Source organism: [Muricauda] lutisoli (nom. illeg.), from assembly GCF_017313105.1.
Classification (GTDB): Bacteria; Bacteroidota; Bacteroidia; order Flavobacteriales; family Flavobacteriaceae; genus Flagellimonas; species Flagellimonas lutisoli.
Map to the genome: position 1 here is coordinate 118,800 of NZ_JAFLND010000002.1, position 20,753 is coordinate 139,552.

Below are 20,753 nucleotides of genomic sequence, written 5' to 3' on the forward strand. Positions count from 1 at the left end.
ACTAACAGGGGATATCGCAATATATTATTAAAAAATACTGCCATATTGTCACTAAAATGTAATAAGCACTATCTTTGCATCCCATTGAAACATTTATGATAGAGGAAAAGAGCGTGGAAAAAATAATAGACGAAAGCCAACAGGGAAGTACCTTGTCGCTAGAAAATAAGGAAAACAACGGCAGAAAACTGTACATAGAAAGTTATGGCTGCCAAATGAATTTTTCCGATAGCGAAATTGTAGCATCCATTTTGGCCAAGGAAGGTTTCAATACCACCCAAAACCTGGAAGATGCCGATTTGGTTTTGGTAAATACCTGTTCCATTCGGGAAAAGGCCGAACAAACCGTTCGCAAGCGTTTGGAAAAGTTCAATGCGGTAAAAAGAACCAAGCCCGATATGAAAGTTGGAGTTTTGGGCTGTATGGCCGAACGCCTGAAGAGCAAGTTCTTGGAAGAGGAAAAAATCGTGGACATGGTAGTAGGACCAGACGCCTACAAAGACCTGCCCAATCTTATCCAAGAAATCGATGAAGGTAGAAATGCCGTTAATGTTATCCTCTCCAAGGATGAGACCTATGGTGATGTTGCACCGGTCCGATTGAACACCAACGGAGTTTCCGCTTTTGTGTCCATTACACGTGGATGCGACAACATGTGCACTTTCTGCGTAGTCCCTTTTACCAGAGGAAGAGAACGAAGCCGTGACCCACGATCCATTTTGGAAGAAGTGAACGACCTTTGGGAAAAAGGATTCAAGGAAATCACCCTTTTGGGTCAAAATGTGGACAGCTACCTTTGGTATGGCGGTGGGTTGAAGAAGGATTTTGACAAGGCCACAGATATGCAAAAAGCCACTTCGGTGAACTTTGCCGGACTATTGGAGCTTGTGGCACAGGCACAACCAAAGATGCGTATCCGTTTTTCCACATCCAACCCTCAAGACATGACTTTGGATGTAATCGAGGCCATGGCCAAATACCAAAACATTTGCAAATATATCCACCTTCCCGTGCAAAGCGGGAGCAATCGGATTTTAAAAGCGATGAACCGCTTGCATACGCGCGAGGAATATTTTGAGTTAATCGATAACATCAAAAAAATAATTCCCGATTGTGCCATCAGTCAGGATATGATAACAGGATTCCCCACGGAAACGGAAGAAGACCATCAGGACACCTTAAGTTTGATGGAATACGTGAAATATGATTTCGGTTTTATGTTCGCCTATTCCGAAAGACCCGGAACATTGGCCGAGCGCAAAATGGAGGACGACATTCCTGAAGCCATCAAGAAAAGACGTCTTACTGAAATCATTGAGCTACAGCAAGAGCATAGCCATTATCGCACCCAACAGCATTTGGGGAAAATCGAAGAAGTCCTAATCGAGGGAACTTCCAAAAAATCAGATGCCCACTGGATGGGCCGAAATTCGCAGAATACTGTTGTGGTTTTTCCAAAGGAAAATTACAAAGTGGGCGATTTTGTGAACGTAAAAATCAACGAATGCACCTCGGCCACTCTTATTGGAGAAGCCATTGAATATTCAAAGAACAATTAATATATGGAGAGTGTTCAATCCATAAAACAACGGTTCGAGCTCATTGGAAACGATGTAAAGCTCAATCGCGCCATAGAAAAAGCCATACAAGTAGCACCCACCGATATTTCGGTATTGGTAACGGGTGAAAGTGGTGTGGGCAAGGAATCCATTCCTAAGATCATACACTCACTCTCCCACCGAAAGCATGCCAAATACATTGCGGTAAACTGCGGGGCCATCCCCGAGGGAACCATTGATAGTGAGCTGTTCGGACACGAAAAAGGAGCCTTTACAGGAGCCACCCAAACCCGCAGCGGCTATTTCGAAGTAGCGGATGGTGGTACCATTTTCTTGGATGAGGTAGGTGAACTTCCATTGACCACTCAAGTTCGATTGCTGCGTGTATTGGAAAATGGGGAGTTCCTTAAAGTAGGGTCTTCACAGGTACAAAAAACAGATGTGAGGATTGTGGCCGCAACCAACATCAACATGTTTGAGGCCATCAAAAAGGAAAAGTTCAGGGAAGATCTGTACTATCGGTTGAGTACGGTAGAGATCCATTTACCCCCTCTTAGAGATAGAAGGGAAGACATTCACCTATTGTTCAGAAAATTCGCTTCGGATTTTGGACAGAAATATAAGATGCCCACTATCCGTTTAGAGGATGATGCGGTCAATTTACTTTTAAAATACCGTTGGCCAGGGAATATTAGACAGCTCCGAAACATAGCGGAACAAATTTCGGTGTTGGAAGAAAATAGAAGTATTTCGGCTGCAACCCTGAGCAGTTATTTACCGGATGCAAGCAGCTCCAATCTACCTGCTGTGATTGAGCAATCTAGGAAAGAAGGCGACTTCAGCAACGAACGGGAAATTTTATACAAGGTTCTTTTTGATATGAAAGGCGACTTGAACGACCTTAAAAAATTGACCTTGGAACTTTTAAAGGACAACGACTCCAATAAAGTCCAACGCGAAAATGAAGGTTTGATCCGTAAAATCTACGGAAACCAACAACAAGAGGAAGATATAGAGCATGAGGAAACCCCTGCTGAGTTACTGCATCTCCCGGAACCTGTCGTAGAAGCATCAGCGCCTACACCATCACAACAACCTCCGGAAGACAGGTATCATTTCGCAGAGGAAATTGAAGAGGAAGAAACCCTATCTTTACAAGAAAAGGAAATCGAGTTGATCAAAAAATCGTTGGAGCGCAACAAGGGAAAACGAAAAGCGGCCGCCGCCGAACTCGGCATTTCGGAAAGAACGCTCTACAGAAAAATAAAGCAGTACGATCTTTGATCAAAATCAAAAGTTTGAATTGAAAACAATGATGAAAAAAAGCGGAATAAAGATTGGATTGCTCGGACTCGTGCTGTTCCTACAAAGTTGTGGGGCCTATAACTTTTCTGGTGCGGATATTGGGACCGCCGAGAGTTTCCAGGTCAACTTTTTCCAGAATTATGCGGACCAAACTCCAGGATCCACCATTGTTCCAGGATTGGGAAGGGATTTCACCTTGGCGTTGCAGGATATGATCAACAACCTTACCAGTTTATCCCTTACAGGAAGTAACGGTGATTTGATCTATGAAGGAGAAATAGTGGAATACAAAGTAGTACCCATGACGGCAACGGCCGATCAGCGTACTGCTCAAAACCGACTTACCATGAGCGTGAATGTTCGGTTTTACAATACCACAAAGGAAGATGCAGATTTTGAAAAACGGTTTTCTTTCTTTTATGATTTTGATGCGGCAGCGTCGTTGCCATCCATTCAGGCCGCCGCACACGAGGAAATATTTGAACGACTCACCCAGGACATTTTCAATGCTTCTCTGGGAAATTGGTAGTAGTATTATGAACGTTTCAGATTTCATACATATTCTTCAAAACTCAAATACCATCCTATCTCCCAATCAAACCAGGGAATTGGAAGGCATTATTGAGGAATACCCCTATTTTCAGGCCGCTCGTGCCCTGCATTTAAAAGGACTTAAAAATCTGGACAGCTATAAGTACAACAGTGCTTTAAAGATAACCGCTGCCCACACGGCGGATAGGGACGTTCTTTTTGATTACATTACCTCAAAAGAATTTATCCAGAACAATATTGCGGATACCATTGCAGGCAGGGGATCTAAACTGGAAGACCAAGAAGCCGTTTCCGAAGAAATTCAGCCGAACCCGAATGCAGCAAGTATGCTTTCGGAATCCAACGAACCTGCACTACCTCAGAATTTAAACGATGCCGAACAAATTCTCAATCCAGAACTTTTCGAATCGCGAACACCGGAAAAGGAAACAGAGAAAGAAACGGAAGACATAAAAGAATCGGAAACCGATCTAAACCTTGGCAAGCCGCTTCCGTTCACCAAAAAGGAAAAGCATTCCTTTACCGAATGGCTCCAATTGACCTCCCATAACGAAGAACCCGAGAACAACCAAGAATCGGAAGCCTTAGAGGAGCTGGAGCGGAAGAAAAAATTCGAACTTTTGGACAAGTTCATCGAGAACAACCCCAAGATAGTTCCAAAGGAAACCAACCCAAAAGTCAATATAAAAGAGTCTACCAAAATCGACAAAAACGAGTTGATGACCGAGACTTTGGCCAAGGTTTATTTGGAGCAGAAAAAGTATAAAAAAGCCATTCAAGCGTTTAAAATATTGAGTTTGAAATATCCAGAAAAAAGTGGTTTCTTTGCAGACCAAATTCAGGCGGTGAAGAAGCTGCAGAAAGAAAAAGATAAGAAATGAGCACGTTTACAATTTTTTTGGTACTGATAATTATCGTGTGCCTTTTGTTGGTCTTGGTCATTATGGTCCAAAATCCAAAAGGAGGTGGTTTATCCTCATCCTTCGGGGGAAGTGGAAACCAAGTTGTTGGTGGCGTAAAGAAGACGGGGGACTTTTTGGACAAGAGTACTTGGACCCTTGCAACCCTTTTGATTGTTTTGATATTGCTTTCCAATGTTTCCCTAAAAGGAAACTATAGCCAAGCAGATTCCAAACTACTTCAAGGTGACGATACAGAAGTACCTGAAACGGTTCCAGAGGAAGTACCGGAACAACTTCCACCAGCCGACACTACAAGTCCAGTAGATACTATTGGATAATAAAAAGTGACAAAGCATAGAAAAATGCCAGCTTGAAATGACAAGCTGGCATTTTTGTTTTCCAGAATGTCAGTTTTTGTCCATTGGCACAATTTCTGTCTCTTAGATTCAAGAATTTTTAAAACAAACACCTAAAAATTAAAAATATGGCTAAAGTAAATATCAAACCATTGGCAGACAGGGTTTTGATCGAGCCGCTACAGGCCGAGACCAAAACTGCCTCCGGTATCATCATTCCGGACAACGCAAAAGAAAAACCACAAAAGGGAACTGTTGTGGCCGTTGGACCTGGAACCAAGGACGAAAAAATCACCGTAAAAGTTGGTGATACCGTTCTTTATGGAAAATATGCCGGTACCGAACTTAAATTCGATGGTACCGACTATTTGATGATGCGCGAAAGCGATATTTTGGCAATAGTGTAACCAATATGTCATTCCCGCAAAAGCGGGAATCCATCAAAAACTTAAAAGTATAACCAAAAGATTCCTGCCTCCGCAGGAATGACAAAACGAGAAAACAAAATGGCAAAAGATATTAAGTTTGATATAGATGCACGTGACGGTCTGAAAAGAGGCGTTGATAAATTGGCCGAGGCCGTTAAGGTAACCTTGGGCCCAAAAGGTAGAAACGTAATCATCAGCAAGTCCTTTGGAGCACCACAAGTAACCAAAGATGGTGTATCTGTTGCAAAAGAAATTGAATTGGAAGACGCCCTTGAAGATATGGGTGCACAAATGGTGAAGGAAGTTGCTTCAAAAACCAACGACCAAGCAGGTGACGGTACCACTACCGCAACTGTTTTGGCCCAAGCCATCGTAAAAGAAGGTCTTAAAAACGTTGCCGCAGGGGCAAATCCCATGGATTTGAAACGCGGAATCGACAAAGCCGTAGAAGCTTTGGTGGCAGACTTGGAAAAACAGACCAAGGAAGTTGGTAACGACTCTGACAAAATCAAGCAAGTAGCTTCCATATCCGCGAACAACGATCAAACCATTGGCGATCTTATCGCAAAAGCATTTGATAAAGTTGGAAAAGAGGGGGTTATCACCGTAGAAGAAGCAAAAGGTACGGATACTTACGTTGACGTGGTTGAAGGTATGCAATTTGACAGAGGGTACCTTTCTCCTTACTTCGTGACCGACACCGATAAAATGATCGCTGATTTGGAGAACCCTTACATTCTTCTTTTTGACAAGAAAATCTCCAATCTACAGGAAATCCTTCCTATCCTTGAGCCAGTAGCACAATCAGGAAGACCTCTTTTGATCATTGCCGAAGACGTGGAAGGACAAGCCCTTGCCACATTGGTAGTGAACAAATTGAGAGGTGGCCTTAAGATTGCCGCTGTAAAAGCTCCAGGTTTTGGCGATAGAAGAAAAGCCATGTTGGAAGACATCGCAATCCTTACAGGTGGTACCGTAATCTCCGAAGAAAGAGGATTCTCATTGGAAAATGCTTCTTTGGATATGTTGGGTACTGCTGAGACCGTGACAATTGACAAGGATAATACTACCATTGTCAACGGTAACGGAAATGCAGATGACATTAAAGCTAGAGTAAGCCAGATCAAAGCTCAAATCGAGACCACAACATCTGATTACGATAAAGAAAAACTTCAGGAACGTTTGGCCAAATTGGCCGGTGGTGTTGCCGTACTCTACGTAGGTGCTGCTTCCGAAGTGGAAATGAAAGAGAAGAAAGACCGTGTGGATGATGCCTTGCACGCAACCCGTGCTGCTGTTGAAGAAGGTATTGTTGCAGGTGGAGGTGTTGCCTTGGTAAGAGCCAAAAAAGTTCTTGAGAAATTGGCAACCGACTCATTGGATGAAACTACAGGTGTACAAATCGTGGCCAAAGCCATTGAAGCTCCTTTGCGTACTATCGTAGAGAATGCAGGTGGCGAAGGTTCCGTAGTGATTGCCAAAGTACTTGAAGGTAAAAAAGACTTCGGTTACGATGCCAAGTCCGATCAATATGTGGACATGCTTAAAACTGGAATCATCGATCCTAAAAAAGTGACCCGTATTGCTTTGGAAAACGCTGCTTCTGTATCAGGAATGATCTTGACCACAGAGTGTGCATTGACCGATATCAAGGAAGATGCCCCAGCTATGCCTCCAATGGGAGGTGGCGGTGGAATGCCAGGCATGATGTAATAAAAAATCTTATTCGGATTTAAATAGGAACGCCCCGATGCAAATCGGGGCGTTTTCTTTTCTTATCAGTTGCATGGTTCCGCTCAGAGAACCGATGTCCAAGTTACTTCTTCTTTCCAGTAGCTTGGGCAGTCTTCTTGGCAACAGGCTTTACAGCTTTTGCAGGAGATGACTTTCCGTTTGACTTTGCTTGTTTCATCAGTCAACAATTTAAAAACTGAAGTAAATGTATTTCAGATTTGAATCCGTAGATTTTATTTGGCTAAATATTAACTAAAATAAAAATCAATCAATAGTACCGACCACACTTCCACAGGTGAGCATGGCATCTCCATAATACGGATTTCGTATTTCTTCTTCGAGGCTGAGCCAATTGGCCCCCTTATCATTATTTGCCATAGGGCAGTGCTGCACATAAAGTTTTGTATTCAAACTTTGCATTTGTTGCCCTATTTGAATCATATTCTGGGAAAGGAGAACAAATCCATCGCGTTGGCCATCCAGATCCTCTTTTGAAGCCATATCCGTGAGTTGTTCCGCTAATTTGGACATATGGGTCTTTCCCATATCATCCATTTGCATATCAATTATTTCTGAAGCCATTCCAGCTCCTTTTTTTGCCAATGTTTGCGTTTGCTCCCGATTTGATGTCACCAAAGCATCCTTCAAGTCCAAATATACTTCCAACAAATCAGCAAACTCGTCCTGTACTTCTTGAGAGAACTCCATTTTCATGGTACCGCCCATGCTTGAATGACCTTCATGACCCATTTGCATTTCTTCTCCCTCTTGGTTCATCATGGATTTCTTTCCTTGCAATTGGGCTGCCGCATCTACCGTAAAAGTACCTTTCGCAACTACTAAATCTCCAGATTTCAACCCGGAATTGACCACATAACTTCCATTTCTTAAGTTACCAAGCTGCACTTCACGCATTTCAAAAATGGAGTTGTTGGCATCTGGTTGCACATAGACCAAGGAGCGTTTTCCAGTCCATAAAACAGCACTTTCGGGAATGGTCAACGATTCATCCTGAGCATTTGAAACCTCAACTTCCGCTTGCACGAACATGCCAGGTTTAAGCAAACCTTTTTTATTGTCAAGCTCTGCACGCACCTCCAAAGTTCTTGTATCCTTATTCAGTGTAGGAGCAACAAAGGAAACCTGTGCTGAAAATGTTTCATTGGGATACGATGTTGTCGTTACGTTCAGCATCTGCCCTTCGTTAAACAAGCTTAATTGGTTTTCATAAGCATCAAAAATGGCCCAAACGGAATTTAAATTGGCAACTTTCACCAATGGTGAACCGGTTTTTATATAATCGCCTTCCTCCACCATAATCTCGGAAACCACCCCTCCGACATTAGCGTATATTGGAAAGTTTTCCTGTACCTTTCCCGAACTCTCGATTTGGTCGATCTGGGCATCGGTCAACTTCCACAATTTTAATTTGTTGCGGACTGCTTTGTACAATTGGGGCTGGGACTGCCTTAAATTGGCTGCCGTTAGCAATTCTTGTTGTGCAGAAACCAAGGATGGTGCATAAATAGTGGCCAACTTTTGACCTTTTTTGACCTCTTCTCCTTCAAAATTGACAAAAATGTTTTCTATTCTACCATCAAAATAGGCTGATTGTACCGCATCCGATTTCTGATTGACCGTAACTTTACCAGAAAGCTTGATACTTTCTTCACCGCCAGCAGCAGCACCTACCTGAACTGTCTCTACCCCTGCCAACACCATGGCATTCTCGGACATTTTAATTTGATTGGCCATGAGTCCTTCCTCTGCACTATCCGCTGGAATCAGGTCCATTCCACAAATTGGGCAAGAGCCTGGCTCTGGTTGCATGATCTGTGGGTGCATGGAACAGGTCCACATTTCGCCCGAAGCTATTTCTGCGCTGTGATCATGCTCTGTTTCATTGGTGGCATTGGAGCTGCCCCCAAATATGAGATAACCGATCAATAATCCGACCACTACGGCAATTCCAATGTATATGATGTTTTCCTTTTTCATAACGCTATTTTTTTCGTTTAACAACTTTCCTCACCGTTGGCGACGAGGTAAACCAAAGTAAAAATCCGCTCAACACGGTGATCAGCCCCAAAAGCGAAAAGGCCCGGAGCACGGTGGTATTAAAATCATCCCTACTTTCATAATCCATTGTATGGGTCATCCAAAGAAAATCGAACCACCGCCAGTCACGGTGCCTTACGGTTTGAAACGAACCATCGGCGACCGATACGTAGGCCTTGATATTTTCAGGAGAATCGTAGGTGATCACATAGGCGGGCAATTTCCTTTCCCGATACTCGTGATGCTTATCGGTCTCATCAATAACCTCTACTCCCTTTACCTTTAATTCAGGTGACATTTCTCGCTCTGCCACGGCCAATGCCTCTTCTTCGGAAATCCCCTCTTTATGGCCTCCTGTTTTGGCATCCACCAAATATTCGTTGTTGATCCAGTAATAAGGCTTCCCCGCAATTTCCTTTAAGCTCAACGAACTGATCTTAACGGGCAAATTAATTTGGGAAAACCCGATAAGCCCATCAAAAGCAGCGGGTTCATGATCCATGTTTCTAAAATGATCTCCATGGATCTCATCAATATCGGTCCAGCTAAAATATAATCCACTGGCTGTCCACATGATGAATTGTATGCCCAAAAATATTCCCAAATACCTATGGGCCTTTCTAATTTTAACCGCTGTTGTCCGTTTTACCATGTTTTTTTAGTCGATTGATTTAGTTCGTAATCTTAATGCATTGGCTATTACCGATACCGAGCTAAAGCTCATGGCCAAGGCAGCGATCATAGGTGAGAGCAAAATCCCAAAGAAGGGATAAAGCACTCCAGCTGCAACTGGAACACCGATGGTATTGTATATCAATGCAAAAAATAGGTTTTGTTTTATGTTTTTCATGACGGCCTCACTGAGGTTACGTGCTTTTACAATTCCATGAAGGTCTCCTTTTACCAAAGTGATCATGGCGCTTTCAATGGCCACATCGGTTCCAGTTCCCATGGCAATACCCAGGTCGCTTTTGGCCAATGCGGGAGCATCGTTTATTCCATCCCCTGCCATGGCAACTACTTTGCCTTCACCTTGCAAGCGCTCTACCTCTTTCATTTTGTCCTCAGGCAGGGTCTCCGCTTTAAAATCGTCCAGATGCAGTTCGCTGGCAACAGCTCGTGCCGTGGTCGAATTATCTCCCGTGAGCATGATTACCGCGATACCTTTATCCTGTATCGCTTTGATCGCCTTACCACTGGTCTCCTTGATTTTATCTCCAATGGCCACAAAACCATGACAGTTGCCATCAATGGCCAGGTAAGAAACCGTTTTTCCCTCTTTTTGCGCCTTGTTCACCTTTTCCTTCATCTGATCGGAAACCTCCACTTTGGCCCTTTCCATCAACTTGATGTTCCCCAAGAGAATTTTAGAATCCTTGACCTTGCCTTCAACACCCATACCTGTAACGGCATTGAAAGCCTCTGTTTTTAGGATTTGAATATTTTTTTCCTTACCATACTTTACAGTGGCCTGAGCCAAGGGATGTTCGCTATTGGCATTTACCGATACCAGGTATTGCAGTAAATCTTCTTTTGAATACTCATCAGAAAAGGTTTCCAAATGGTCAAAAGTGGGCTTACCTTCGGTAATAGTACCTGTTTTATCAATGATCAAGGTATCCACATCGGCCATTTTCTCCAGAGCTTCCGCGTTTTTGATCAGCACACCATTTTGGGCACCTTTTCCAACCCCTACCATCACGGACATGGGTGTCGCCAAACCAAGTGCACAGGGACAGGCTATGATCAGAACCGCGATGGCATTGATCAAGGCGTAAACATAGGTTGGCTGAGGACCCCAAATGGCCCAAACAGCAAAGGTCAAGATGGAAACGATGACCACCGTTGGCACAAAATAGGCCGATACCTTATCCGCCAAATTCTGAATAGGTGCTCGGCTTCGACTGGCTTCGTTTACCATAGTGATGATTTGCGAGAGCAGGGTATCGCTACCTACTTTTTCGGCCTTCATCAAAAATGTTTGATTCCCATTAATGGTACCGCTACTTACTGTATCTTCAACCCCTTTTTCAACAGGAATGGGCTCTCCCGTAATCATGGATTCATCCACGGAGGTTTCTCCCTCGGTAATGACTCCATCCACAGGGATTTTTTCCCCAGGTTTTACACGGAGGATATCATTCTTTTCAATATCATCAATACTTATCTCTACTTCTTCACCATCTACCACCTTAATAGCTTTATTGGGAGCCAATTTCAACAATTCCTTTACGGCATTATTGGTTTTGCTGTGCGCCCTTGCTTCCAGCAATTGTCCCAAAAGCACCAAGGTCAGGATTACGGTCGCCGCCTCAAAATAGACATGTACCGCCCCGGATTCACCTTTAAATTGATCAGGGAAGAATCCTGGAAACAATAATCCCAACACACTGAACACAAATGCAACCCCGGCTCCAATACCAATCAATGTAAACATGTTCAAATTCCATGTTTTGATGCTTCGGTAAGCTCTTTCAAAAAACATCCAAGTAGCATAAAAAACCACAGGGATCGATAACCCAAACTGCACCCAATTCCAATATTTTGGAGCCATTACATCATGCAATGGATTGTTGGTCAACATATCGCTCATGGCAATAAGAAAGATGGGCAACGTAAAAGCTACCGCCAACCAAAATTTCTTGAGCAGTTTTTTATATGTTTTTTCCTCCGCACTGGCTTCTGGTTCTTTGGGCACCAAATCCATTCCACAAATAGGGCATGAACCTGGGCCATCCTCCACAACTTCCGGGTGCATGGGGCATGTCCATTGCTGTTTGGAGCTTGCAGCGGTATTTTGTTCCTCTATCAAATCCATTCCACAAACCGGACAGTCGCCAGGCTTGTCATATGTTTTATCCCCCTCGCATTGCATAGGGCAATAAAAGGTGCCGTTCCCGTTGGAAACGGGCTTTTTCTCTTTCTTCTTCGGTTTATGATGGTGTCCTCCGTTCTCATGAATAGTGTATCCGCCCCCATCACTTTCCAGAGCTTCTTCAAACCTTTTGATAGGAATATGTTCCTCCATTTGGATCACGGCCTCGGCTTTTTCCAGGCTTACCTCGACAGCATTGACCCCTTCCACTTTGGAAAGCGTTTCCTCTACATGATTTCTACAGCCATTACAGCTCATTCCGTGTATGTGATAGGTATGTTTCATCTTGTTTATTTTTTACTCAAAACTAGCTGAAAACCAGTTGGAAGCTTTTTACAATTCTGGATGTCCTTTATACAATTTCATCCAAAGGCTTCCGATTCCAATCTTGTACTTTTCGATATTCGCTCATGGACATTCCCGTTATCGATTTAAATTGTTTGGCCAAATGGCTGCTGCTTTTATAATTCAAATCGTAAGCGATTTCCGAAAATGTTTTGTTATCCATCTGGATTTCTTCTTTTACCCTTTCAATTTTTAAAAGGATGAAATACTTTTCGATGGTAAGTCCTTCTTTAGCACTGAACATCTTACTGAGTGCCGAATAATCTTTGTTTATTTTTCCTGATAGGTATGTCGAGAGATTCTGGCGCAAATCATCGGTCAAAGCATTGATCAAGTGTTTTTTAATATCAGTTATATAACTATCATTTACATCCTCGATCAATTCAAAACCATTTTTGACCAAAATCTCCCGAATACGCTCGATTTGTTCTTGGGCCCCATCAGAAAATTGGACTTCTCCCAAGTCCATATGTACCACCTCAATGCCAGCATTCCGAAACTCTTGTTTCAAAACACCTTTACACCTGTCGCAAACCATATTTTTTACTTTGATGCGCATCGCCGGTACAATTCTTACTTTAATTAATTGTGGGTATGTCCGTCTGCCATATGTTCCTCGTTCAATACATAGGTCATCCCGCAAACTGGGCATTTACCCTCTTCATCGCTTCCACTACCCTCACAATGCATTGGGCAAACATATTTAGAGGCATACTCCTTACCTTCCATTTTGGCAGTTTCCATGCCCTCCATATCATGATCTTCATGATCCATGCTATCCATGTCGTGGTCCATGTTTTCCATGTCATGGCCTTCGTGTTCCATGGTCGCTTCGGTAGATGTTTCCTTTGCTTCCTCGGTTTTTCCCTTGCACGATACGGTAAGTACCAATACTGAAGCAACTGCGATTCCGATAATTGTTCTAATGTTTGTTCTCATTTTTGATAAATTAAATTTACTTGTTAATTAAATAATTGATGATGGCAGATTGCAAATAATACAACTGCACTGATTGTATTTGATTCGTCTGAAACTTTAACTGTAACTCCTGAATGTCCAGCACATCGTTAAAATCGATGGTTCCCGTTTCATAGTTTTTGATCAGGATTTCTTCGGCATCCTTGGCCTGTTTCAGGTTTTTAATTTGGGTTTGATGGGCAATACGTGCCTGGTTTCTTTTCGAAACCGCATCGGCATAGGCATTTTCCAACACATTCAACCGCTCCTCTTTCTGGAGCTCTATTTCCTTGTGGCGAAGCTCGTTCTGCTTGGTTATAGACTTGAATTTGTTATTGAAAATAGGGATGGAAAAAGTCACCATCGGCATTACGATATCCTTTCCATTATCGCTAAAAACCATATCGTCGCGTTCCGAAACAGGGATATAATCGAGCTCGATTCCAAAACTTGGGGCATTCTCCTTTTGGTTGAGCAATTCCGATTGTGTTACCGATTCGTACAATTGGTCGTACTTGAGCAGCTCTGGATTAAGACTCAAATCTTCCCTGTTAAGCATAGGGTCGCTCTCGGGAACCTCCATATCGTTGACTACCTCAACTCCAATACTTTCATCACGATTCAACAAATTGTTGAAAATAGCCTGCTCGGCCAAATAGGATTGTTCCAACACTTCTTTCTGTTGCTGCAGTTCGTTTTGGCGAATTTGGAGTCTCAAAACATCCACTGCCGATGCCTTTCCAACTTCCACAGAGGTCAGGGCCAAAGTCTCATAGGTTTTGAGCAGTGCGATATTTTCCCCTAGCACTTTTTGTTTGGCCCGAATCCCGTACAATTTATAGTAGGACTGTGCTACGGAAAGGGCCAACTTTCGTTTGGCTATCACAATTTCCGCGAATTCAGTGTCCGCCATGGAGCTGGCATAATTTTCACGGGTTGTAATGGTTCCGAACCAGGGCAACATCTGCGATACTGAAAACTTGGCTCGCTGCGCCCCTGTTCTGGTCTCAGGTTCACTGATAAAGTATCCAGCTCCAATAGTGGTATTGGGCAAGGTGTTTACCTCGTTCACCTTTTCTTTTGCAATATTGTAGCGCAATTCCAAGGCCTGGATCATGGGACTGTTCAATTCCGCTTCCTCAAGATAACTCTCCAAGGACTGGGCATTCCCTCCAATAGTCGCCAAAACGAATACTATATAAATGAAGCTTTTTCTCATCGGTTTTGCATTTTAAGTTGCAATTCACTTTTCCAACTGTACAGCACGGGTACCACAAACAATGTGACCAATGCAATCAACATACCCCCAAAGCTTGGAATGGCCATGGGTATCATAATGTCGCTTCCCCTGCCTGTACTGGTAAGCACGGGCAATAGCGCTAAAATTGTAGTTGCCGTGGTCATCAAACAAGGTCTGATTCGTTTTTGACCTGCCTCCAAAACCGAAGCACGAATACCTTTCAAGCTTTCGGGTCTGTTCTTATCAAAAGTTTGGGTAAGATATGTGGCCATCACTACCCCGTCATCCGTAGCAATACCGAAAAGAGCGATAAACCCTACCCATACCGCCACACTCAGGTTGATGGTGTGCATTTGAAAAAGGTCCCTCAGGTTTTCACCCATAAAACTAAAGTTGAGGAACCAATCCTGGCCATAAAACCATATCATTAAAAATCCGCCGGCAAATGCCACCATAATCCCAGAAAACACCATCAAGGATGTGGCAACCGACCTAAACTGGAAGTAGAGAATCAAGAATATGATCAACAATGCCAATGGAACCACCACGGACAAGGTTTTCTTGGCCCGCAACTGGTTTTCATACGAGCCGGTAAACTGATAACTGATGCCTTTGGGCACCGTCAATTGGCCGCTTTCAATCTTTTCCAGAATCTTGGCCTGTGCATTTTCGACCACATCAACTTCGGCATAGCCGTCTTGTTTATCGAACAGCACGTAGCCCACTAAAAAGGTATCCTCACTTTTAATGGCTTGCGGTCCTTGCTCGTATCGGATGGTTACCAATTCGCTCAACGGCACCGGACTGCCTTTTTGCACTGGAACATAAATGTTTCCGATATCGGTGGGATTCTCACGAAGCTCCCTTGGGTAGCGCACGCGAACACTGTAACGTTCCCTTCCTTCAACGGTTTGGGTCAGCGTCATCCCACCAAGGGCAACCTCCAGAATTTGCTGAACATCTTCTATCACTAGACCGTAGCGAACAAGTTTTTCGCGATCAATATCGATAAGGAGATAGGGCTTGCCAACGATTCGGTCGGCAAAAACCGCTTCATCTTTAACCCCGGCAGCTTCTTTTAAAATAGGTTCCAATTGAAGTCCAAAGTTTTCGATTTCCTTTAAATCCTGACCTTTCACTTTAATGCCCATGGGAGCTCGCATCCCGGTTTGAAGCATTACCAAACGTGTTTCAATAGGTTGTAATTTGGGAGCTGAAGTAACTCCGGGCAACTTAGTAACTTTCACGATTTCGTTCCAAATATCATCTGGACGCTCTATTTCTGGGCGCCAGTTTCTAAAGTATTCACCGTCATCATCCGGAATCAAAAGGTCTCTATCTATTCGTAATGGTTCGCTCACATGGTTTTCGGCATAGTTCTGCTCGTTGCTTACTTCTAAATTTGGATTGGCGAGCACTTTTCCGTTACTCAACTCAAAATAACCATCCGCATTCACTTTGAATCGCTGTGGACTTCCGGCTTCATTTTTTTGATACTCCGACCTGTATTGTATAATGTTCTCGTACATGGATAGGGGTGCTGGATCTAAAGCGGATTCCGTTCTACCCGCTTTCCCTACAACGGTCTGAATCTCGGGAATTGTGGCTACAGCCATATCCAGCTGCTGCAATACCCGTTTGTTTTCTTCTACCCCTGCATGTGGCAGTGAAGTGGGCATCAGTAAGAAGGAACCTTCATTTAAGGAAGGCATAAACTCTTGACCCGTGTTCCGCATGATCATAAATCCGAAGACCACGATTACAGTAGGGATGGAAAGGAACAGTAATTTGTTTTCAAGTGCCCAGGTCAAAATACGACTGTAATATTGTCTGAAGAGGTAAAATACTCCCAATAGACCGCCACATATCAACCCAACAAAAAGCAGATTGATACCAATACTCCGATCAAAGCCCAACGGTCTCCAATAAGCGGCCAACAAGAAAATAATCGTAGCAACACAAATACCCACATTGAGCATTCCTGCTTGTTTTTCATCAATAACATCCCTCCATTTGAGAATTCCTGAAACACCAAAGGCGATCAAGGCCAAGCCCAACCAATATCCGAAAGCGATGGCCGCCAATCCCAAGGTTATCAAAAGACCGTTCCAAATGTATTTGAAAATTTGATTTACATTTTTCTTTCTAAAAATTGCGGCTGCAAAAGGTGGGATCAAAAAGAGGGCAACGATTATGGATGCCGTCAATGCCATGGTTTTAGTAAAGGCCAGGGGTCGGAAGAGCTTTCCTTCGGCCCCCACCATGGTAAACACAGGAATAAAACTGATAATGGTCGTCAGCACCGCGGTCAAAATAGCACCTGACACCTCGGAAGTCGCATTATAGACCACTTCATTGGTCGACAAGCTTGCATCGTTCTCATCCATGTGACGAATAATGTTCTCCGAGAGAATCACCCCAACATCTACCATGGTTCCAATTGCAATGGCGATACCTGATAGCGCTACAATATTGGCGTCTACCCCGAACATTTTCATAGCGATGAACACCATGAGCACTGCAACGGGCAGCAGTCCAGAAATCAAAACGGAGGCCCTAAGATTGAACACCATGACCACAATCACCAAAATGGTGATCAGAATTTCAAGGGTCAAGGCTTCATTGAGTGTTCCCAGTGTTTCTTGGATAAGTTCGGTTCTGTCGTAAAAAGGAACAATGGTAAGCTGTGAAGTGGTTCCATCTTTCAATTCTTTGGAGGGAAGACCCGCACTCAACTCCTTTATTTGATCTTTTACGTTATTGATGACCTCCAACGGATTGGCGCCATAACGGGCTACAACCACACCGCCCACCACTTCGGCACCTTCCTTGTCCAGAATCCCACGGCGAACAGCTGGTCCCAAAGAAACCCGGGCCACATCCTGAATGCGAATGGAAGTATAGTCTGTTGCGGTAACTACTGCATTTTTTATATCGTCCAAAGATCTAATGTAGCCAAGCCCACGCACCAAATATTCGGCTTTATTGATTTCCAAGGTCTGTGCACCAATATCCCTATTGCTCTGTTTAACGGCTTTCACCACTTGATCCAAACCAACATTGTACTGTTTCATCAGTTCGGGGTCCACATCCACTTGGTATTCCTGAACAAAACCTCCGATGGATGCTACCTCGGATACGCCGGATGCGGAAGACAGAGCGTATTTTACATAGTAATCCTGTACGCTACGGAGTTCCTGCAAATCCCATCCTCCAGTCACATTGCCTTCTTCATCCCGACCTTCCAGGGTATACCAGAAAATTTGTCCCAAGGCCGTGGCATCGGGTCCCAAAGCAGGGTTTACACCATTTGGCAACAAGTTATTGGGAAGCGAATTGAGTTTTTCCAAAATACGGCTTCGGCTCCAGTAGAATTCAACATCCTCCTCAAAAATGATGTATATGCTGGAAAACCCGAACATAGAAGAACTTCGAATGGTCTTGACCCCTGGAATGCCCAATAACGAAGTGGTCAACGGATAGGTGATTTGATCTTCTATATCTTGTGGAGAACGACCTGGCCACTTGGTAAAAACAATTTGTTGGTTTTCGCCAATATCGGGAATTGCATCCACGGCAACGGGGTTACTCGGCAAAATGCCACCAGTATCCCAATTAAAAGGAGTGCTAACAATACCCCATGCCATAAAAAATAGCAGGAGCAGCACAGCTACCAATTTGTTCTCTATTAAAAATTTGATGCTTTTGTTCAGCATAAAGGTTTGATTTAAACATTAGATCAATACAAAACGCGCATAAATGCAGACGCCCGACCAAATAAGTCGGGTAATTCAATCCAAGTTTAAATCAAATAAGGAAAGTCTGGTCAAGAACCTGTACGTCCCGTATCAATGGGGGCGGGTTATATTCACCGAAAGTAACGGGTTCTTGAGAATCAATTTCGAAAAGCTGAAAATAAGTTTGGACAAAGCTTACCAAGAAGACTTGTTGATCCAAATCAAAGTTCTCAAAGGAAATTTTTAGGTCATGCTGACCTTGAAGGGTAAAAGATTCATCATCACAACAGGATTTTTCCATTTCCATGTCCATACCGCAGTCATCGGCATGGGCAAATAAGGAAATATCCATCACTTTACCCATACAAATATGCTTGTCGACCGTCCACGAAACCGTGGAAGCCAAGACCAAAAGGGCCATTAATGAGGATACTATTTGATGAAAAATCTGTTTCATTCGATTACAAAACTACAAAATATCAACAATTATTGTTTTGCTTAACAGAACTTTATCTGTTTTCAACATGTAAGCTCTCTTTAATTTGTCGTACAAATCCACTATTCAATACATTTGCAAAAAAAATCATCTCATGCTAAAATCATTGGAACCCAAGGTACTCGACATCGTTAAGGATGCGAACAAATCCGTGGATACCCGTTTGGGTGAAATCTGTGAACTTTTACAAAGCAACGTTGATCATTACGATTGGGTCGGGTTTTATTTTAAAAATGGGGACAAAGAGGAATTGAAACTGGGACCTTATGCAGGTGCGCCCACCGACCACACCATTATACCTTTTGGCAAAGGCATCTGCGGACAAGTAGCCGTGAGCAATGAGAACTTTGTGGTACCCGATGTGGCCGCTCAAGACAACTACATTGCCTGTAGCATAACCGTAAAAGCGGAGATTGTGGTTCCCTTGTTCGTAAACGGTAAAAATGTGGGGCAAATCGATATCGATTCCAATACTCCGGACCCATTTACAGAGGAAGATGAGCGCTTTTTGGAATTCATCAACCAGAAAGTGGCCGAGATTCTGTAAAACTTCTCCCAATTTGTTGATAAACCGTGCTGCTTTTTAGCTTCAAAAAAAGTACTTTTGTGCGCTTAATAAATTGATTCTAAGACACAGAAGATGACTGCAAAAAAAGCCGCTGCCGCATTAATTTCAGTATTTCATAAAGATGGGCTCGAACCCATCGTTAAAAAATTGGACGAACTTGGTGTAACCCTTTATTCTACCGGGGGAACCGAAAAATTTATCCGAGATCTTGGTATCGATGTGGTACCTGTTGAAGATGTAACCAGCTACCCATCCATTTTGGGTGGCCGTGTAAAAACATTGCACCCAAAGGTTTTTGGAGGGATTTTGAACAGGCAGGACAATGAGAGTGATGTGGCCCAAATGGAGGAATTCAATATTCCTCAGTTGGACATTGTGATCGTTGACCTTTATCCTTTTGAAAAAACCGTTGCCAGCGGCGCATCGGAACAAGATATTATCGAAAAAATCGATATCGGTGGCATTTCCCTGATCAGGGCTGCTGCCAAAAACTTCAAGGATGTACTCTGTGTATCTTCCATGGAGGATTACGAAGACTTTTTGAACGTGATTTCCGAAGGCAACGGAACCACCACTTTGGAAGACCGTAAACGTTTTGCCACCAAGGCCTTCAATATTTCGTCACATTACGATACCGCCATCTTCAACTATTTCAATCAGAACCATGAAGAAGCCGTACTGAAAATAAGCGAGACCAAGGGTCAGGTATTGCGCTACGGTGAAAACCCACACCAAAAAGGATTCTTCTTTGGTGATTTTGATGCCATGTTCTCCAAACTTCATGGCAAAGAGCTATCCTACAACAATCTATTGGATGTGGATGCTGCCGTAAATTTGATGGGCGAATTTAAAAATGACGACCCGACCTTTGCCATTCTAAAACACAACAATGCCTGTGGACTGGCCACCCGAAATAACATCCACCAAGCGTATGTGGATGCTTTGGCCGGCGACCCTGTTTCAGCATTTGGCGGTATTCTGATCTCGAATGTTGAAATTGACAAGCCAACGGCCGAGGAAATCCATAAATTGTTCTGCGAAGTGGTCATTGCCCCAAGTTATTCCGATGAAGCGTTGGAAATCCTAAAGGGCAAAAAGAACAGAATCATACTTATCCAAAATGAAATTGACTTACCCGATACATTGGTCCGAACTTGTTTGAACGGTGTTTTGGTTCAGGATAAGGATTCGAAAACCGATTCCGAAGAGGATCTTAATCCTGTAACGGACAAAAAACCGACTCCGGAAGAAATCGAGGATCTGATTTTTGCCTCCAAGTTGTGCAAGCACACCAAAAGCAACACCATTGTTTTGGCAAAGAACAAACAATTGTGTGCAAGCGGTACCGGGCAAACCTCACGTGTTGATGCCCTGAACCAAGCCATCCATAAAGCAAAGTCTTTTGAATTTGACTTGGAAGGTGCCGTAATGGCCAGTGATGCCTTCTTCCCATTCCCTGATTGTGTGGAGATTGCGGACAAAGCAGGCATTAAAAGTGTGATACAACCGGGAGGCTCCATCAAGGACCAATTGAGCATTGATTACTGCAATGAAAATGGATTGGCGATGGTGATGACAGGTACTAGGCATTTTAAACATTAATTTTAGTACTTTAGCCGATAAATTTTACCGTTAATCCGA

General features: G+C 43.3%; 17 protein-coding genes. 9 read left to right on the forward strand and 8 right to left on the reverse strand.

Translation table 11 applies throughout. The annotated features are described in order from the left end of the window. Positions 1-113: 113 nt before the first annotated feature. The 7 genes from miaB to groL all read left to right on the forward strand — a co-directional run bounded on the left by miaB (position 114) and on the right by groL (position 6,815). Entirely contained in the window at positions 114-1,559 is a 1,446-nt protein-coding gene (gene miaB / locus J0X13_RS07865) for a tRNA (N6-isopentenyl adenosine(37)-C2)-methylthiotransferase MiaB (protein ID WP_207071438.1), read from the forward strand. A gap of 3 nt (positions 1,560-1,562) precedes the next feature. Beyond that, complete coding sequence (locus J0X13_RS07870; protein ID WP_207070916.1) at positions 1,563-2,843, forward strand: sigma-54 interaction domain-containing protein; 1,281 nt, start codon at positions 1,563-1,565, stop codon at positions 2,841-2,843. A gap of 31 nt (positions 2,844-2,874) precedes the next feature. Next, the gene (locus J0X13_RS07875; protein ID WP_207071439.1) at positions 2,875-3,393 is read left to right on the forward strand and encodes an LptE family protein; all 519 of its coding nucleotides are present in this window, start codon (positions 2,875-2,877) and stop codon (positions 3,391-3,393) included. Between the two features lie 7 nt (positions 3,394-3,400). Then, a complete protein-coding gene (locus J0X13_RS07880; protein ID WP_207070917.1) occupies positions 3,401-4,297 on the forward strand; it encodes a DUF8458 domain-containing protein in 897 nt (298 codons plus the stop codon). Beyond that, positions 4,294-4,656, forward strand: a complete 363-nt coding sequence (gene secG, locus J0X13_RS07885; RefSeq protein WP_207030090.1) for a preprotein translocase subunit SecG — start codon at positions 4,294-4,296, stop codon at positions 4,654-4,656. Before J0X13_RS07880 ends, secG begins: the two co-directional genes overlap by 4 nt. A 146-nt stretch (positions 4,657-4,802) precedes the next feature. Continuing rightward, a complete protein-coding gene (locus J0X13_RS07890; RefSeq protein WP_207030091.1) occupies positions 4,803-5,081 on the forward strand; it encodes a co-chaperone GroES in 279 nt (92 codons plus the stop codon). 99 nt (positions 5,082-5,180) lie between these two features. Further along, positions 5,181-6,815, forward strand: coding sequence for a chaperonin GroEL (gene groL, locus J0X13_RS07895; RefSeq protein ID WP_207070918.1), 1,635 nt, complete (start codon positions 5,181-5,183; stop codon positions 6,813-6,815). A gap of 285 nt (positions 6,816-7,100) precedes the next feature. On the opposite strand, the gene J0X13_RS07900 is transcribed toward groL, so the two are convergent. From J0X13_RS07900 to J0X13_RS07935, 8 genes are all read right to left on the reverse strand, one after another. Further along, positions 7,101-8,834 (reverse strand): efflux RND transporter periplasmic adaptor subunit, encoded by a 1,734-nt coding sequence (locus J0X13_RS07900; protein WP_207070919.1) that lies wholly within the window; start codon positions 8,832-8,834, stop codon positions 7,101-7,103. Positions 8,835-8,838: 4 nt separating this feature from the next. Next, complete coding sequence (locus J0X13_RS07905) at positions 8,839-9,546, reverse strand: hypothetical protein (RefSeq protein WP_207070920.1); 708 nt, start codon at positions 9,544-9,546, stop codon at positions 8,839-8,841. Between the two features lie 6 nt (positions 9,547-9,552). After that, entirely contained in the window at positions 9,553-12,054 is a 2,502-nt protein-coding gene (locus tag J0X13_RS07910) for a heavy metal translocating P-type ATPase (RefSeq protein WP_207070921.1), read from the reverse strand. Positions 12,055-12,121: 67 nt separating this feature from the next. Continuing rightward, the gene (locus J0X13_RS07915) at positions 12,122-12,673 is read right to left on the reverse strand and encodes a helix-turn-helix transcriptional regulator (RefSeq protein WP_207070922.1); all 552 of its coding nucleotides are present in this window, start codon (positions 12,671-12,673) and stop codon (positions 12,122-12,124) included. Positions 12,674-12,696: 23 nt separating this feature from the next. After that, positions 12,697-13,053, reverse strand: coding sequence for a heavy metal-binding domain-containing protein (locus J0X13_RS07920; protein WP_207070923.1), 357 nt, complete (start codon positions 13,051-13,053; stop codon positions 12,697-12,699). 16 nt (positions 13,054-13,069) lie between these two features. Next, complete coding sequence (locus J0X13_RS07925; protein ID WP_207070924.1) at positions 13,070-14,290, reverse strand: TolC family protein; 1,221 nt, start codon at positions 14,288-14,290, stop codon at positions 13,070-13,072. After that, complete coding sequence (locus J0X13_RS07930; protein WP_207070925.1) at positions 14,287-18,027, reverse strand: efflux RND transporter permease subunit; 3,741 nt, start codon at positions 18,025-18,027, stop codon at positions 14,287-14,289. Before J0X13_RS07930 ends, J0X13_RS07925 begins: the two co-directional genes overlap by 4 nt. Before the next feature lie 91 nt (positions 18,028-18,118). Further along, positions 18,119-18,505, reverse strand: coding sequence for an HYC_CC_PP family protein (locus J0X13_RS07935; protein WP_242535675.1), 387 nt, complete (start codon positions 18,503-18,505; stop codon positions 18,119-18,121). A gap of 133 nt (positions 18,506-18,638) precedes the next feature. Here J0X13_RS07935 and J0X13_RS07940 point away from each other — a divergent pair, with 133 nt between their 5' ends. Continuing rightward, positions 18,639-19,091 carry a GAF domain-containing protein gene (locus J0X13_RS07940; protein ID WP_207070926.1) on the forward strand — a complete coding sequence of 151 codons (453 nt, stop codon included), beginning with the start codon at positions 18,639-18,641 and terminating at the stop codon, positions 19,089-19,091. 93 nt (positions 19,092-19,184) lie between these two features. Then, positions 19,185-20,714: a bifunctional phosphoribosylaminoimidazolecarboxamide formyltransferase/IMP cyclohydrolase gene (gene purH / locus J0X13_RS07945; RefSeq protein ID WP_207070927.1), complete on the forward strand. Its 1,530-nt coding sequence runs from the start codon at positions 19,185-19,187 to the stop codon at positions 20,712-20,714. Positions 20,715-20,753 lie beyond the last annotated feature (39 nt).